Raw genomic sequence first — 15,445 nt, forward strand, 5'->3', positions numbered from 1 at the left:
CCGTAAAGCGCCTTCCAAAGGACCGATCCATGAAAAACCTGGCCACCGAACCGACGCCGTCCAGCGAGTCGGCGGCTCTGTCGCCCCCGGCCGCCGCGAGCCCCCATTCCACATTCAAGGTCATCCGAGCGGCGGTCCTCGGCACCATCGTCGAGTACTACGACTTCGGCATCTACGGCTACATGGCCACCCTCATCGCGACGCACTTCTTCGTCGAGAGCGACCCGAACGCGGCGCTCCTTTCGACCTTCGCCGCGTTCGCGGTGGCGTTCTTCCTCCGGGCGCCCGGCGGCGTCCTCTTCGGCCACGTGGGCGACAAGTACGGCCGTAAGAAGGCGCTCACCTGGACCATCCTGCTGATGTCCGTCGCCACCGCCGCGATCGGCCTGATCCCCTCGTACGCCACACTCGGCCTCTGGGCGACCTGCCTGCTGGTGCTGTGCCGCTGCCTCCAGGGCTTCGCGGCCGGTGGTGAGCTCAGCGGCGCGAACGCCTTCGTGTCCGAGCACGCGCCGGCGCACCGACGGGCCTTCCACACCTCGTTCGTCAACACCGGCACCTATCTCGGCTCGCTGTTCGCCTCGCTCGTCGCGCTGGTGCTCACCGTCAGCGTCAGCGAGGAGATCGTGCGCGCCTGGGCCTGGCGCATCCCGTTCCTCCTCAGCCTGTTCATCGGCGTGATCGGCCTCTACATCCGCAGCCAGCTGCCCGAGACCGAACAGTTCGAGGCCATCCAGGACAGCGAGACGGTCGAGGTCGCGAAGTACCCCATCGCCGAGGTGTTCGCGCAGGCGTGGCGCCAGATCGTGCTCGTCATCTTCCTCGGGGCGCTGATCGTCGGCGGCTACTACGTGGCCGGCGTGTACGCCGCCAGCTATCTGCAGACCGAAGGCGGTCACTCGGCCGACTTCGCGTTCACGTCGACGTGCCTCGCCATGGTCGCCGCCGTCATCAGCCTCCCGGTCGCCGGGTACGCGGGTGACCGTATCGGCCGCCGGCCCGTGTTCTTCCTGGGCAGCGGCGTCACCGCGGTCATCGCGCTGCCGGCCTTCATGCTGATGCGCGACGGCAGCCCGGTTTCCGCCGTCCTCGCCCAGTGCTCTCTGACCTTCTTCATCGGGCTCGTCAACGGTGTCTCGTTCGCGACGTACGCCGAGATCTTCCGGGCGCGATACCGCTACAGCGGTATCGCGATGAGCAACAACGTCACCAACATGGTGCTCGGCGGTACCGCGCCGTTCATCGCCACGCTTCTGATCAATGTCACCGGAAACAACCTCGCGCCGGCGGGCTACATCATCGCGACCGCGCTCATGACCTTCGGCGCCACCTTCTTCCTCAAGGAGACCCGCGGGACGGAGCTGCAGCTGTGAGCCCCGTGCCGACCGACCGACGACGCTTCGAGGGCCGTTCGGTCGTGGTCACCGGCGCCGCCGGCGGCCTGGGCCGGGCCGACTGCCTGGCGCTCGCCTCCGAGGGGGCGCACGTCTGGGCCGCCGACCTCGACGTGACCGCTGCCGAGGCGCTCGTCCCCGAACTCACAGCGGCCGGTGGGTCAGGGCGGGCCGTCCAACTTGACGTCGCCGACGCTGACTCGTGGGGCATGCTCGCGGGCGAGGTGGAGGCCGCAGGGCCGCTGCACGGCTTGGTCAACAACGCCGGTGTCAGCCTGCGCGCCGGCATCGCCGACACCACCGTCGAGCAGTGGCGCCGCGTCATGGACGTCAACCTGTCCAGCGTCTTCTACGGCCTCAAGACGCTCACCCCCGCTCTGGCGCGGGGCGCGCAGGACGGCGGCGCGGCCGTCGTGAACATCTCCTCCATCGCCGGCATGGTCGGCTACTTCTCCGCCACGTACGGCACCAGTAAGTGGGGCGTACGCGGGCTGTCGAAGGTCGGCGCGCTCGAACTCGCCGCTCTCGGTATCCGCGTCAACTCGCTGCACCCGGGCCTCACCAGCACGCCACTGCTGCACCAGGCCGCCGACACCACCTTCGTGGACGAGAGCCTGCGGTCGGTCCCGGTCGGCAGGCTCGCGACCCCCGAGGAGATGGCGCGCGTGGTCGCGTTCCTGCTGTCCGACGACGCCACGTACATCACTGGCGAGGAGATGGTCGTCGACGGCGGACTGACGTCCGGCGGGCTCTACCACCGCATCCTCGCGGGTCTGGAGGAAAAGCCGTGACCCCCCTGCTCGAAACACTCCTCGAGGTCCAGCACCTCTACGCCGCCCAGTCGCATGCCATCGACACCGGTGACGCCGAGGCATGGGCCGACACGTTCGTCGCCGACGGGGTCTTCGACTCCCCGACATACGACAAGCCGGTCACGGGCCGCGACGCACTCGTCGACTTCGCCCGCGACCTGCACGCCGCGGCGCCGCACCTGCACCACGCCATCACCAACGTGCTGGTCCGGCCCGCGGCCGAGCCTGGCGAGTACGACGTACGCGCCAACCTCCTCATCGTCACCACCCACGACCTCGCCTCCGGGGCGGCCCGGATCGACCGCATCACCACGATCGACGACCGGCTGCGCCGCACCCCCGACAACCCCGCCGAACTGAGGCTCGTACACCGCCGCGTGACCCGCGACGGCGCCGCGCCCGAACCATCCGCATCCCGCCTGAAGGAGCACCCGTGAGCACCCAGACCCCCGAAGACAATCCGGGCCGCGTCAACCACGACGCCCTGCCCGCCCTCAACCCCGAGCTGGTCGGCCGCACCGTCGTCGTGACCGGAGCCGGCCGTGGCATGGGCGCGCTCTTCCTGGAGGAACTGGCCCGTCGCGGTGTCAACGGCGTCGGCGGCGACCTCGACCAGGAGGCGATGGCATCCGTCGCCGACAAGATCAACGCCAACCTGGCCGGCGTCGACGGCGCAGGCCGCGTGGTCGGCGTGGGCGCCGACGTCACCGACCCCGCCGCCGGCGACGAACTGGTCGCCACCGCCCTGCGCGAGTTCGGCCGGCTCGACCTGTGGGTCAACAACGCCGGTGTCTTCCCGCAGGCGGAGTTCACCGACATCACGCCGCAGCAGCTATCGCTCACCTACGGCGTGAACGTCAACGGTGTCGTCTACGGCGGCCAGGCGGCCGCCCGCCACTTCCGCACCGTCGACGGCGGCGTGATCGTGAACATGGCCTCGGTCGCCGCCGTACGCGCCCGGCCGACCCGGGCCTCGTACAACTCCTCGAAGGCCGCGGTGAAGCACCTCACCACGTGCATGGCCGTCGAGCTCGGCCCCGACAACATCCGCGTCAACTCGATCGCGCCGGGCTTCATCGACACCGAGATGACCCGCTGGGTCCGCGACGACCAGGCTGCCATGAACCGGGCGCTCACCACCGTCCCGCTGCGCCGCCTCGGCGCGCCCATGGAGGTCTTCGGCGCCCTGTACTTCCTGCTCTCCGACAGCGCCCGGTACGTCACCGGCGCCAACATTCCCGTGGACGGCGGTTCGCAGCATGTCTGAGTCCGACACCATCGCCTACACCTACGACTACGACGTCATCGTCGTCGGCGCGGGCGGCGCCGGTCTGGCGGCCTCGGTCTCGGCCGCCCAGGCGGGCGCACGGGTGCTGCTCCTCGAGTCCGAGGACGAGATCGGCGGCTCCACCCAGCTGTCCGCCGGGCTGCTGACGGCCTCGGCCACCAGCGTCCAGCAGAGCCTCGGGGTCGAGGACTCGCCACTGCGCATGTTCCAGCACTACATGGACCTCAACGGCTGGCGTCTCCGGCCCGGCCCGGTCCGGATGTTCTGCGAGGAGTCCAGCGCGGTCGTCGACTGGCTGCTCGACCTGGGCGTCGAGATACCCGCACAGGTCTCGCGCAGCGCCCATGAACCGGGGCTGACCCGTGCCGGAGTGGAGGACGTCTGGCGCGGCCACGTGCCCAAGGACCAGGGCTACGGCCTGGTGCAGGTGCTCGACAGGGCCCGCGCCCGGCTCGCCGTGGACCTCGCCCTCGGCAGCCGGGTCGAGGACCTGGTGATCCGCGATGGTGTCGTCCGCGGCGTCGTCCTGGACGGCGAGGAGGCCACCGCAGCCGCCGTCGTCATCGCCAGTGGCGGCCTGGCGGCCGACCCGGAACTCGTCCGCCGATTCCTCCCCGACGCCGAGATCGCCGGCGACGCGCTGTTCGTGGTCGCCGCGCCGGGCTCGCGGGGCGACCACATCGGCCTCGCCGAACGGCACGACCTGGCGCTGTTCGGGCAGGGCTGGGGCCTCCTCCTGGTGACCGCCGAGTTCCAGCGCTACCACCACTGGCAGAGCGGTTTCCCGCCCGCCTCGCGCATCAACGTCGGCCTCGACGGGCGGCGTTGCATGGACGAGGACGCCCCCTACGCGGTCAGCCCGGGCATCCTCAAGGACCACGGCGGCTGGGTCTGGTCGGTGTTCGACGACGCGGCCCGTACCGGACTGCCGGGCGGCTACGCAGACTGGACCGCGGACCGGATCCTGGAGGAGGTCGCCAAGGGCGTCGTGCTGCGCGCCGACACTCTGGAGCAGCTCGCCGACCTGATGGACGTACCGGCGGACCACCTGGTCGCGAGCGTCGACCGGTTCAACGAGCTGTTCGCCCAGGGGCGCGACGAGGACTTCCTGCGCCACGAGTCCCTGGCCGCCAAGGGCGCCGACCCGCACCTCGCGCCGATCGCCACCGGACCCTTCTTCGCGGTGAGGATGCTGCCCGCAGAGCTGGTCTGCACCCACACCGGACTCGAGATCGACACCAGGACGAGGGTCCTCAGCGCCGAGGGCCGGGCGGTCCCGGGGCTGTATGCGGCCGGCGAGGCCGCCGGGGGCATCCTCGGCGAGCGCTACGTGGGCGGCGGCAACTCCGTCGCCCACGCACTGGTCCTGGGCCGAGTCGCCGGCCGAGAGGCGGCCGCACATGCCGCCGCACTGTCACCCCGAGTCGAGGAGATTTCCGCATGAGTCGCGCCGACGACCGTTTCGAGATCCAGGACGTCCTGTTCCGCTACGCCCGGGCGGTGGACCGGCTGGACCACGACGCCATCGCGGCCTGCTACTTCGACGACGCCATCGACGTCCATGGTGCCTACACCGGTGACGCTTCGGGCCTCGTCGAGGACATCCGTGGCCGCCACCGCACCATCGACTCCTCCCAGCACTTCATCTCCAACGTGCTGGTGGAGTTCACCGGCGAGAACAGCGCCGACGTCGAGTCGTACTGCCTGTGCTTCCTGCGGCAGGCCCCCGCCGAGCCCGGCGGGGAGCAGGACTTGGCGATCATCCGCTGCCGGTACGTCGACCGGTTCGAGCGGCGCGACGGCTCCTGGGGCATCGCCGACCGGGTGGTCGTGTTCGACGAGTCCCGGGTCGTCCGCATGACCGACGCCCTCGACCCCGCATGGGTCGCCTCGCAGCGCGACGGGTCGGACCCGGTCTTCACGTGGGGGCATCGCACTCCCGTGCAGGCGCAAGCGTAGGTCGTGAGCAGTACTCGAGTGCCCCAAGACCTTGGGGTACGGGCCGTGACGGGCGCCGGGCGCCGCCTCCGCAGTGACGACCAACAGGCGCACCCGGAGGCGGGCGCCCCCCTGGGGTGAGAGAACACAGACACGCAGGCGGGCAGGAGCCACGGACTGCATGGGGTCATGTGTGACGGGTGTGCCGGTCACCCCCAGGCCGGTCACCCCCAGAGAGAGCGCCGCTTACAGAGCCTCGGGGATGGGCTTGATCCGCTTTGACGGACACTCCTGATCAAGGGCTTCGGCCTCGGAGGGATGATGTCCATCATGGAGAGCACGGGGTGCCCATCTGCCCTTCCATCCCGACCTGCTCAAGTGGGCCATGGACGCGGGGGGCGGACGTGTGTGTCACCAGCATCCACAAGATGGGCAGTGGCCTGGAGCAGGGTTCCGTCTTCCATCTCCAGGGCGAACTGATCGACCCGGCCGCGCGGTCTGCGCCCCCGATCCGACCCTCCCCGCCGACATCGCCACCTGCTCGTCCGCCCCAGCCGATACGCGCCGTCGCTCGGTTCTCGGTTGCGGAGACCAGGGCGCCTGCGTCGTGCTGGCCTCGGAAGGGCCCTGGTCGCTGGTCCGGCGGCCCGAGAAACCGCACTGAATTTCGGGAACCTTCGGGAATGACATACGAAGAAGGCCGTCCCGAACCGCCTCCCATCGGACCGGCGCTCTCGCCGAAACCCTGACCGCCGGGATCGCACCTGCGGTACCTCGAGACTTCGGTCCTGTTCAGACCCTCTCAGGGCTCCTTGCAGAAAGATCTTGTTGTGACACGGTGGAGATGTACGTGATCCCGTGCTTCGTGGGGTGACCATGACGCGGCGGAAGCAGTGGGAGGTCAGCGACCAGGGCTTCGGCGTAGTCGCATGATGTCCGGTTTGTGATCACGTGAGTCCCAGGAGGACGAGTGGGCGTCGTGCGTCGCGGGCGTTGTGTCGCAGGCCGGCGGCGATGTCGGTGCTCCCTGCGAGGCGGAGGGCGCCGACGGCGAGGCTGCGCCAGGTGGCCATGGCGCGGGGAGCGGCGCCGGTCCGCAGCTGGGAGGCATCCTCGGCGAACGTCACATCTCTGACGTGGTGCAGGGCCTCGACCTTCCAGTGGTCGCGGATCAATCTCGCGAGTTCGGCGGGTGTGGCCTGTTCGGCGGTGAGGCTGGTGACCGCGTAGACGGTCTTGGTGCTGATCCTGCCGGTCTTGCGGTCCGCTCGGCGGCGCTTGAGCTGGCCGGCCCGGCGGGCCCCGGGGAAGAGCAGGTTGTTTACCGTGCACACCTTGATCCGGCGGATTCCGCCTCGGCCGTGCCCGGCGTCGCGGGTGCGTGACTGCAGCGGAATCTGCTTCCACGGAAGGGACTTGAGCTGCTTGCGGAGCTTCTTCTGGTTCCCTTTCACGATCACGACGTAGTGCGCGGCCCGGCCGAGCAGGTACTGAGCGTGCTCGCGCCGGGTGTGTATCGCATCGCTGGTCACGACCACGTCCGTCAGGTCGGCGACGGTGTCCAGCAGCGGCTGGAAGCAGGTGATCTCGTTGGTCTTCTCGCCCACGTCGAGCTGGGCCAGGACCAGGCCGCCGGCGTGGTCGCATGCGGCGAGCAGGTGGATCTTCCGGCCCTTGGCTCTGGCCGCGCCGCGCAGGCTCTTGCCGTCGACCGCCAGGCCGCGCAGCCGGCTGCCGGTGCTGGAGCGCCGGTCGGCCAGCCAGTGGCCCACCGCCCGGTCCAGCGCGTCGCCGTCGATGCGCGGCCCAGTAGCCGCCGCACTGTCGTTTCCGCAGGCAGGCACCGCTTCGGGAACAGCGGATCGGGCCGTATGCCAAGACGTTCCAGGACAGATGGCGGGGCATCAGCGATCCACTCGCCGACCGCGAGCAGGGAGGTGGCTCCGGCCGGCACCGCGCACGCGGTCAGCGCGAGTACGACGACCGGAGCGTGCCGCACACCGGGCGGATCTCGTGGCTCGGGCACCTCATGCAGTCGCTCCAGCAGGCCCAAGATCTCCTCGGGCACGGCCTCGGGATGCTGGCGGAGTTGGTCAAGGCAGGCGGGATCAGCGATGCTGCGTCGGCAGGCACGGTCTTCCACTCGGATCACGGGGCGTCGAGAACTCCATGATCTTGGAAACCCGTGCGTCACGTCCCCGGACCCTCACCGAGCCGGCAGATCACCACGAACCGGGCGTCAAGCGACTACGCCGAAGCCCTGGCTACTTGCCCACTACCTCGCGGACAGCATCGCCCGCCTGACACACGGCAGCCCTCGGCCGAGATGCCTACCGTCCGCTGTCTTTCGAAGGCCCCAAGTTGCTCACCGTATTCGACCAGGGCTGCCACTTGGAAGTGGTCGTTGCGTTCTGCGCGGATCACGGAGGCCAGGGTTCTTGAGCGGGCCGCGCCGATGCCGAGGCGATTGCGGAGGGTCTTCACAGGGCTGCGGCTCGATCCCCACCCCTCACACGCAAGCCATCCGGCACGGCCCACGGCACGCTCCCACGACCCACGGCGCACTCCCCCTGGCCCCGGCAACCGGCAACCGACATCCCCCAGCTGTGCCCACCCCATGGATACGGGTCAGGGGCCCGCAGCGAGAGCTGCTGGGCCCCTGACCCGTAGTGGGGTCCGCCCCCGACCTCGGGGAGTTACGCCGCCAGGCTGCGCTCAGCGTTCTGCGGGGTCTTGGCGGGGTCCTCGGCGAGGTAGCGCTCGATCGAGTCGTCGAGCTCTTCGAGCCACGGTGTGTGGTGCTCGGCGGCCAGGGTTCCCGTCATGACCGAGCGGTAGGCACGGTCGCGGTAGCCCATGATGTCGGCCTTCTTGTCGCGCTTCCACGCGAGGAAGATCTCGACGACCCGGTCGAGGTCGAACTCGGGGTAGTCCGTCTGCCGCAGCAGATCACGCACGTAGTCGGCCTGGAAGCGGACCTCTTCGGCGTCCGAGGAAAGCTTCTCGAAACGTTCCCGCCACTCGGCGATGGAGGCGGAGCGTTCGGTCTCCGACGGCAGCTCGGCGCGGCCCAGGATGAGGTCGCGTACGTACCAGGCCTGCGCGTCGAACATGTTGAAGGTGAACCACTGGTCCTGCGCGCCGAGGTAGGCCAGACGCGGGTTGTCCTGCCACACGACACCGCGGTAAAGGCCGTCCGGGTACACGTTGTTCGGGGAGGCCAGCGCGAGCTCGTCGGGCAGGAACGGGTACTTGTGCAGGTAGCCGGTGCACAGGATGACGGCGTCGATGTGCTTCGAGGTGTCGTCGGCGAAGTGGACCGTGTTGCCCTCGATGCGCTTGATGACGGGGCGTTCCTCGAAGCCCTCGGGCCAGTCGTAGCCCATCGGCGCGGAACGATAGCTCGCCGTCACCGAGCGTGCGCCCATCTTGAACGCCTGGCTGCCGATGTCCTCGGCCGAGTAGCTGGAGCCGATGACGAGGACGTCCTGCCCCTTGAAGGCTTCCGCGCCGCGGAAGTCGTGCGCGTGGGCGATGTGCCCGGGGAAGGTCTCGATGCCAGGGAAGTGCGGCACGTTGGGGAAAGCGAAGTGGCCGCTGGCGACGACCACATGGTCGAACTCCTCGGTCGTCGATTCTCCGGTGGGGAGATTCTCGACCGTGAGCGTGAAGACCTCACGCTCGGCGTCGTATTCCGTCCAGCGCACGACGGTCTGGAAACGGATGAAATCGCGCACGTTCGTCTTCTTCAGCCGGGCGGCGATGTAGTCCCACAGAACCGGGCGCGGCGGGTATGAGGAGACGGCGCGACCGAAGTGCTCGTCGAAGGTGTAATCAGCGAACTCCAGCGCTTCCTTCGGCCCATTCGACCAAAGATTGCGGTACATGCTCGAGTGCACGGGCTCGCCGTACTCGTCGAGTCCGGTGCGCCAGGTGAAGTTCCACTGGCCACCCCAGTCAGCCTGTTTCTCAAAACAGACAATCTCGGGGATGTCCGCCCCCGCGCGCGCTGCGGTCTCAAAGGCCCGCAGCTGAGCCATGCCCGAGGGGCCGGCACCGACAATCGCTACTCTTTTTCTGTTCGTCACGTATGTCCCTTTATTTTCGCCATGCGGCTCCGTACCCACCCTCACGGGCAGGGCGGAGCCATCCGGTCGCCAGAGTCCGCACGTATCGACCGGTCCAGAGAGACGGATTTCTTTTGACCGTAGCAGGATTGGCTCAGTTGCGCTAATTTGCTGTCGCAATCAATGGCGTCAACCCGTCGGAGGTGCGGGCCGCGACAGCCGGTCCGGCCGTGCGGCTGCAGGTCGACATCAAGCCCCACTCTCGGCGGATGAACTGCAGATTCGTCACCTCGTCGGGTGTGACGGGGTCGCCCGCCGGGCTGGCCGCGAAGGTCGTCGCCCTGCATGTCTTCACCCTTGAACTTCACATCGGCAACGCAGCGGAAAGGGTGGATGGCGCCCTGGCGGAAATGTGCTCGACCACAACTCCTTCCCGGTCTGCGCAATCTCATTCCTCCGAGATGCAGAAAGAAGCGGATCCGTAATCTGGTTCTCCGTCTTGTCCGAGTGAAGGAGGGTTTTCCGTCATCGGTCTGAGCCGGCCGGATGAAAGCAGAGGGCGGCTTGGGCGAGGCTGGTGATCCGGGTGGTCGAGCACCGGAGCTTGCGGAGGAGCCGCCAGGACTTGAGGGTGGCCATGGCCTGCTCGACGAGTGCGCGGATCTTCGCGTGGGACCGGTTCACCGCCTGCTGACCGGTGGACAGGGTCTCCCACCGTCCCCGACACGGGGTGCGGACCGTGCCGCCGGCACCCCGGTAGCCCTTGTCGGCCCAGCACGTGATGTCGGCCTCGGCGAGGGCGTCGACGATGCCGTGTTCGCGAGCCGCGCGGATGTCGTGGACGGCGCCGGGCAAGGCCGGTGAGGCCCACAGCAGCCGGCCGAGGGGATCGGCAGGGACCTGAACGTTCACCCCGTGCCTCTTGTGCTTCCCCGAGTTATTAGGGCCGGTCCGCGGCGATCTCCCCCAGCCTTCGGCCGGGAGGTGCCCCCGGTCGATCGGCAGCAGGGTCCCGTCCAGCAGCACGAACGCCTTCAAGGATGCTTTCCGGACCGCCTCCGCAAGGGTCGGCGCGAGAGCGGCCAGGACCTCGACGGCCCCGGTGATGTACCGGTACGCGGTCGTGATCCCGATGCCGAACCCGGCCGCGAGCTGGGCATGCGGGTGGCCGTTGCGGAGATGGGCAAGAGTGGGCAGGGCCTGACGGCCGACGCTCAGGCGCCGCCAGCGGGTGCCGAGCTCTTGGCGGCGCCGGCGGAGCTTGGCGGACAGGAAACGCAGGGCGGAACTGGACACGTCGACGCGATGGGGCCTCCCCTGCTCTGGGGGCACCTCCCAGCGGTAGCCGGGGGAGAAGCCGAGAGCTCGGGGAAGGGTGGACAGGCACACGGAGCCTCTGGTGGAGACGGATTTCTTGGTCGAAAACCCATCTACCAGGGGCTTCACCTGTCTGTCACCTCAACTGGCCCTCCAACCGGACAGGTTGGAAAGAGCTCAGTACATCAGTGCAGATTTTGCTGTTCCAGCCTTCTGAAGACATCGGACCTCTTGTACTGGACCTTCGCATTTCTGCCCCGACCAGGCTTGCAGCCCTTGAGCCCCAGCTTTCGGGTCTTCTCTGTATACCCAGCTCTCGGACATGTTGGTCATGACTGCGAGCTCGGAAGTATCCATGAGTATGGGCTCCACGAGGGAGCTGCTGCCCTCAGCAGAATGAGGCCGGGGGGTTTTCTCGGAGCGGTTTCGTCCCGCGTGTATCGGCATCTCTTCTCCATTCGGTGAGGTACTCATCAAAGCCCGAGGGTCATTCATCAAGAAGGACGACCGGCTTGGTCGAGGTAGGAGAGTGATGCGGAGTATCGCCGGTTCGGCTGACCGGGGAACTCCGGCTATGTTCCGCGCCGCCTCGTGATGCGGCACCTTCGACGGGGGGTGTTCGGGGGCCCTGTCGGACTCGGCTGTGAGCCCCTGGGGGCCTCCACTCCGAGCCGTGATGGCTGGGCTCGGAGTGATCCCTGCGGGGCGCTTCCCGCCTGACGGGGCGTCAGGAAAGTCGGCAATGGGTCAGCGTGAGTCCTGCCAGAGGCTCAAAGATCTGGCAAAACAGGCAGGTGGTTGAATCATTCAACAATCGTCGGCCGACCCGGGAATGCAAACGTATCTTATGTAAGAAGTCATCTCAATTGGCGAGTCGGCGGTAGCAGATCAGGGTGCAGGCGATGCTGGTGAAGGCCAGGAAGTGCTCGGCCTTACGCTCGTACCGGCGGTGCAGACGGCGGCAGCCGGCCAGCCAGGCCATGGTGCGTTCGATGGTCCAGCGGTGCCGTCCCAGCCGCTGCGAGGTCTCGATGCCTTTCCGGGCGATGCGATGGGTGATGCCGCGTCCGCGGAGCCATCGCCGCAGGTGGCGGTAGTCGTATCCCTTGTCGGCGTGCAGCTTTCCCGGCTTGCGCCGACGGGGTCCCCGCCGGGAGCGGATCGGCGGGATGCCCTGCACCAGCGGGATCAGGGCCTGGCTGTCGTGGACGTTGGCGCCGGAGATCCCCACGGAGATGGGCAGACCGGTCCGCTCCGTGATCAGATGGATCTTCGACCCGTACTTGCCCCGATCGACAGGATTCGGACCCGTCAGCTCCCCCTTTTCAGGGCCCGCATGTTCACCGAGTCGATCGCGCACCGTGACCAGTCCAGCTCGCCGCGGGCTCCGAGTTCGTCCAGGACCAGGCGGTGCAGTTTGGCCCAGACCCGGGCCTTGGTCCACTCGGTGAACCGGCGGTGCGCCGTGGCGCCGGACGGCCCGAACGACTCTGCCGGCAGCTGCTGCCACGTGCAGCCGGAGGTCGCGACGAACACGATCGCGGCCAGCACCTCGCGGTCGCCGTGCCGGCGCCGACCGCCGCCCTGGGGCCGCGTCGGTGCCTCCGGCACCACGCGCTGGAACAGCTCCCACAACTCATCCGGCACCAGCCGCTCAACGATCCCTGCCACGGCCGACAGCCTACCGAGCCAAATGAGATGACCTCTAAAGCGGTTCCGGGTTTCCTTGTGTTGCCCGTCCCCGGGCGTGCGGCCCTACCAGTCCCCTCGCGTCTGCCGTCCGAAGAGGATGCCGCCCGGTTCGGGTGGTGGGGGAGTGCCCGGTTTGAGGGGCCAGGCGATCAGCATGCCGACGACGAAGCCGACCACGTGGGCCGCGTAGGCCACCGTTCCGGCGCCGGAGACGCCCGCGCCGGAGGAGTACACCGCCTGCAGCAGGAACCACAGGCCCAGCACGGTCCAGGCGGGCAGGCGCAGGGGCAGGAAGATCAGGAAGGGGACGAGGACCCAGACCCGTGCCTTCGGGTAGAGGACCAGGTAGGCGCCGAGGACGCCGGCGATGGCTCCCGAGGCGCCGATCAGGGGAGTGGTGGCGTTCGGGTTCGTGAGGGCGAATCCGTATGCGGCCGCGTAGCCGCAGACCAGGTAGAACAGCAGGTACCGCAGATGCCCCATGCGGTCCTCGATGTTGTTGCCGAAGATCCACAGGAAGAGCATGTTGCCCAGCAGGTGCAGCCAGCCGCCGTGCAGGAACATCGCCGTCAGCACGCTCAGCTCGGGCGACTTGTCGTAGCCGGGCGGCCCCACCAGACAGCCCGGTCCCTGCGGGCCCACCCCCGTGCCGCCGGTGGGCACCAGGCGCGGCAGCTGGTGGTGGATCAGCTCCCGCGGCACGGCCGCGTACTGGTCCAGGAACGCCTGCAGATGACAGAACTCCGCCAGGCTGCCCCCGCTGCCCGTCAGCGAACCGGCGACACCGGGTGTGAGGAACAGGAAGGCGACGAAGTCCGCGGCGAGCAGCGCGTACGTCACCCAGGGGGTGCGCCGCGCCGGATTCACGTCATGGACCGGGATGACCACATCCCACGTGTGCCCGCCCGGCCACCGGTGGAATCAGCGGCCGTGCTGAACGCCGCCGTCCGGCCGTGCGTATCCCTTCCCAACCGCCCGCGGCGCGGGGAAGGGGCCGCGGGGCCGACGTGAGGAAAACACAAGTGATGAACGACCGAGGGACCGCTGCGATGCAGGCGCTGCCCGACGGCGAGGCGGAACTCACTCTCGTGGTGCGGCTTCCCTGGGAGGACGTCGCCCGGCTCGGCCAGGAGGCGGGACGGCTCGCCGCCCAGAAGCAGCGGCCGGTGACGCTGGACGAGGCGGTGAGCCACCGCCTGCGCTCCACGCGGCCCGCCGCGGCGCACGCACGGCCGGCCGGGGAGCAGCCGCCGGCCGTGACCTCCGGTACGTCCGGCGCCGTCGGCACGTCCGGAACCTCCGCCGCCGCGAGCGTCTCAGGCGGTTCCAGCGCCTCCGTGTCGTCCCTGCCGCCCCGGCCCGCCACCGACCAGGCGCGGCCTCCGGCCGAACAGGCGCGGCAGGCGATCGAACGGATCAACGGGACCGCGTAGCACCGGCAGGGCGCGTCGGGCCTCCCGCCGTGGCGCGGATTCTCGCCGTCGCCTTGCGGGCCGCCACCAGCACCGGGTCCCAGGTGGGGGAGAAGGGCGGTGCGTAGCCCAGGTCCAGCATCGTCATCTGCTCCACCGTCATCCCGGCGGTGAGGGCGACCGCCGCGATGTCGACGCGCTTGCCCGCTCCCTCCCGGCCGACGATCTGGACACCGAGGAGGCGGCCCGTGCGCAGCTCGGCGAGCATCTTCACCGTCATGGGGGAGGCGTTCGGGTAGTAGCCGGCGCGGCTGGTCGACTCGATGGTGACCGTCTCGAACCGCAGCCCCGCGCGGTGGGCGTCCTTCTCCCGCAGACCCGTGCGCGCGATCTCCAGGTCGCAGACCTTGCTGACCGCCGTACCGACCACGCCCGGGAAGGTGGCGTAGTCGCCGCCGACGTTCGAGCCGATGATCTGGCCGTGCTTGTTGGCGTGTGTGCCCAGCGGGATGTGCCGCTCCTGTCCGGAGATCAGGTCGAGCACCTCCACGCAGTCACCGCCCGCCCAGACGTTCTCGTGCCCGCGCACCCGCATCGACCGGTCGGTGAGCAGCCCGCCGTGTTCCCCCAGGGGCAGCCCCGCCGCCCGCGCCAGGCCGGTCTCGGGCCGCACCCCGATACCGAGCACCACCACGTCCGCCGGGTACCGGGCGTCCGCGGTGGCCACGGCCCGCACCCTGCCGTCGTCCCCGGTGAGCAGCCCGGTGACCTCGGCGTCGTTCACCATGGTGATGCCCAGGCCCTCCATCGCCTTGTGCACCAGGAGCCCCATGTCGGGGTCCAGGGTCGCCATGGGTTCCCGGCCCCGGTTGACGACCGTCACCTCGTAGCCGCGGTTGATCATCGCCTCGGCCATCTCCACGCCGATGTACCCCGCGCCGACGACCACCGCGCGGCGGCCGTCGGTACGGGCCAGCGTGTCCAGCAGCGCCTGGCCGTCGTCCAGGGTCTGCACGCCGTGCACCCCGGGGGCGTCCATGCCGGGCAGTTCCGGACGGATCGGCCGCGCGCCGGTCGCGATCACGAGCTTGTCGTACGACGTCCAGGACTCGGCCCCGGACTCGACGTCCCGCGCGCGTACCCGCCCCCGGTCCGGGTCGATCTCCGTGACCTCGGTGCGCAGCCGCAGGTCGATGTCCCGCGCGCGGTGCTCCTCGGGCGTACGGGCGATCAGGGTGTCCCGGTCGGTGATGTCACCGCCCACCCAGTAGGGGATGCCGCAGGCCGAGAACGAGGTGAAACGACCGCGCTCGAACGCCACGATCTCCAGCTCGTCCGGCCCCTTCAGCCGGCGCGCCTGGGACGCCGCGGCCATCCCCGCGGCGTCCCCGCCGATCACCACCAGGCGCTCCCGCGCGCCCGGGGCCGCTGACGTGCGCGTGTCCGTACTCTTCTCACCCGTGCTCCGGCTCGTGTGCTCGCTCGTGCTCATACGAACACGCTACGGGGGCCGCGCACTTCGGAT

At 69.2% G+C, this 15,445-nt stretch carries 14 protein-coding genes and 2 pseudogenes; 9 read left to right on the forward strand and 7 right to left on the reverse strand.

Annotation, left to right across the window (positions count from 1 at the left end; all coding sequences use genetic code 11):
• The first annotated feature begins 29 nt into the window (after positions 1-29).
• The 7 genes and pseudogenes from ACVW19_RS27190 to ACVW19_RS27220 form a co-directional block, all read left to right on the forward strand.
• Complete coding sequence (locus ACVW19_RS27190; protein WP_457462547.1) at positions 30-1,373, forward strand: MFS transporter; 1,344 nt, start codon at positions 30-32, stop codon at positions 1,371-1,373.
• On the forward strand, positions 1,370-2,185 hold the full coding sequence (locus ACVW19_RS27195) for an SDR family NAD(P)-dependent oxidoreductase (protein WP_457462549.1): 816 nt from the start codon (positions 1,370-1,372) through the stop codon (positions 2,183-2,185). The genes ACVW19_RS27190 and ACVW19_RS27195 overlap by 4 nt, the downstream gene beginning before the upstream one ends.
• Positions 2,182-2,643, forward strand: a complete 462-nt coding sequence (locus tag ACVW19_RS27200) for a nuclear transport factor 2 family protein (protein WP_457462551.1) — start codon at positions 2,182-2,184, stop codon at positions 2,641-2,643. Before ACVW19_RS27195 ends, ACVW19_RS27200 begins: the two co-directional genes overlap by 4 nt.
• Positions 2,640-3,473, forward strand: a complete 834-nt coding sequence (locus tag ACVW19_RS27205) for an SDR family NAD(P)-dependent oxidoreductase (protein ID WP_457462553.1) — start codon at positions 2,640-2,642, stop codon at positions 3,471-3,473. The genes ACVW19_RS27200 and ACVW19_RS27205 overlap by 4 nt, the downstream gene beginning before the upstream one ends.
• A complete protein-coding gene (locus tag ACVW19_RS27210) occupies positions 3,466-4,938 on the forward strand; it encodes an FAD-dependent oxidoreductase (protein ID WP_457462554.1) in 1,473 nt (490 codons plus the stop codon). The genes ACVW19_RS27205 and ACVW19_RS27210 overlap by 8 nt, the downstream gene beginning before the upstream one ends.
• Positions 4,935-5,453, forward strand: a complete 519-nt coding sequence (locus ACVW19_RS27215; RefSeq protein WP_457462556.1) for a nuclear transport factor 2 family protein — start codon at positions 4,935-4,937, stop codon at positions 5,451-5,453. Before ACVW19_RS27210 ends, ACVW19_RS27215 begins: the two co-directional genes overlap by 4 nt.
• A gap of 316 nt (positions 5,454-5,769) precedes the next feature.
• A pseudogene (locus tag ACVW19_RS27220) lies at positions 5,770-5,923 on the forward strand (ornithine decarboxylase); the annotation flags it as partial.
• A gap of 456 nt (positions 5,924-6,379) precedes the next feature.
• Here ACVW19_RS27220 and ACVW19_RS27225 read toward each other — a convergent pair.
• From ACVW19_RS27225 to ACVW19_RS27235, 3 genes and pseudogenes are all read right to left on the reverse strand, one after another.
• A complete protein-coding gene (locus tag ACVW19_RS27225) occupies positions 6,380-7,276 on the reverse strand; it encodes an ISAs1 family transposase (protein WP_457462558.1) in 897 nt (298 codons plus the stop codon).
• Between the two features lie 14 nt (positions 7,277-7,290).
• A pseudogene (locus ACVW19_RS27230) lies at positions 7,291-7,626 on the reverse strand (transposase family protein); the annotation flags it as partial.
• 502 nt (positions 7,627-8,128) lie between these two features.
• The gene (locus tag ACVW19_RS27235) at positions 8,129-9,565 is read right to left on the reverse strand and encodes an NAD(P)-binding domain-containing protein (RefSeq protein WP_457462559.1); all 1,437 of its coding nucleotides are present in this window, start codon (positions 9,563-9,565) and stop codon (positions 8,129-8,131) included.
• Between the two features lie 164 nt (positions 9,566-9,729).
• Here ACVW19_RS27235 and ACVW19_RS27240 point away from each other — a divergent pair, with 164 nt between their 5' ends.
• Entirely contained in the window at positions 9,730-9,984 is a 255-nt protein-coding gene (locus tag ACVW19_RS27240) for a hypothetical protein (RefSeq protein WP_457462561.1), read from the forward strand.
• Positions 9,985-10,024: 40 nt separating this feature from the next.
• On the opposite strand, the gene ACVW19_RS27245 is transcribed toward ACVW19_RS27240, so the two are convergent.
• From ACVW19_RS27245 to ACVW19_RS27255, 3 genes are all read right to left on the reverse strand, one after another.
• Entirely contained in the window at positions 10,025-10,831 is an 807-nt protein-coding gene (locus tag ACVW19_RS27245; protein WP_457464804.1) for a transposase family protein, read from the reverse strand.
• A gap of 847 nt (positions 10,832-11,678) precedes the next feature.
• Positions 11,679-12,478 (reverse strand): IS5 family transposase gene (locus tag ACVW19_RS27250; protein ID WP_457456963.1). Its coding sequence is split into 2 segments (ribosomal slippage): positions 11,679-12,140 and positions 12,143-12,478, totalling 798 coding nucleotides; the frame shifts between segments, so codons are not numbered across the junction.
• Positions 12,479-12,571: 93 nt separating this feature from the next.
• Positions 12,572-13,396, reverse strand: coding sequence for a rhomboid family intramembrane serine protease (locus tag ACVW19_RS27255; protein WP_457462562.1), 825 nt, complete (start codon positions 13,394-13,396; stop codon positions 12,572-12,574).
• 137 nt (positions 13,397-13,533) lie between these two features.
• Between ACVW19_RS27255 and ACVW19_RS27260 the strand changes: the two genes are divergently transcribed.
• Positions 13,534-13,941, forward strand: a complete 408-nt coding sequence (locus tag ACVW19_RS27260; protein WP_457462564.1) for a hypothetical protein — start codon at positions 13,534-13,536, stop codon at positions 13,939-13,941.
• Here the strand turns inward: ACVW19_RS27260 and ACVW19_RS27265 are convergent.
• Positions 13,925-15,412 (reverse strand): FAD-dependent oxidoreductase, encoded by a 1,488-nt coding sequence (locus tag ACVW19_RS27265; protein WP_457462566.1) that lies wholly within the window; start codon positions 15,410-15,412, stop codon positions 13,925-13,927. The genes ACVW19_RS27260 and ACVW19_RS27265 overlap by 17 nt on opposite strands.
• Positions 15,413-15,445: the final 33 nt, after the last annotated feature.

Source organism: Streptomyces sp. TE5632 (assembly GCF_054061295.1).

Excerpts from the sequence above, each read along its gene's own strand:
- ACVW19_RS27190 (WP_457462547.1), top strand. The coding sequence starts at position 30 with ATGAAAAACCTGGCCACCGAACCGACGCCGTCCAGCGAGTCGGCGGCT.
- ACVW19_RS27260 (WP_457462564.1), top strand. The coding sequence starts at position 13,534 with ATGAACGACCGAGGGACCGCTGCGATGCAGGCGCTGCCCGACGGCGAG.
- ACVW19_RS27210 (WP_457462554.1), top strand. The coding sequence starts at position 3,466 with ATGTCTGAGTCCGACACCATCGCCTACACCTACGACTACGACGTCATC.
- ACVW19_RS27265 (WP_457462566.1), bottom strand. The coding sequence starts at position 15,412 with ATGAGCACGAGCGAGCACACGAGCCGGAGCACGGGTGAGAAGAGTACG.
- ACVW19_RS27215 (WP_457462556.1), top strand. The coding sequence starts at position 4,935 with ATGAGTCGCGCCGACGACCGTTTCGAGATCCAGGACGTCCTGTTCCGC.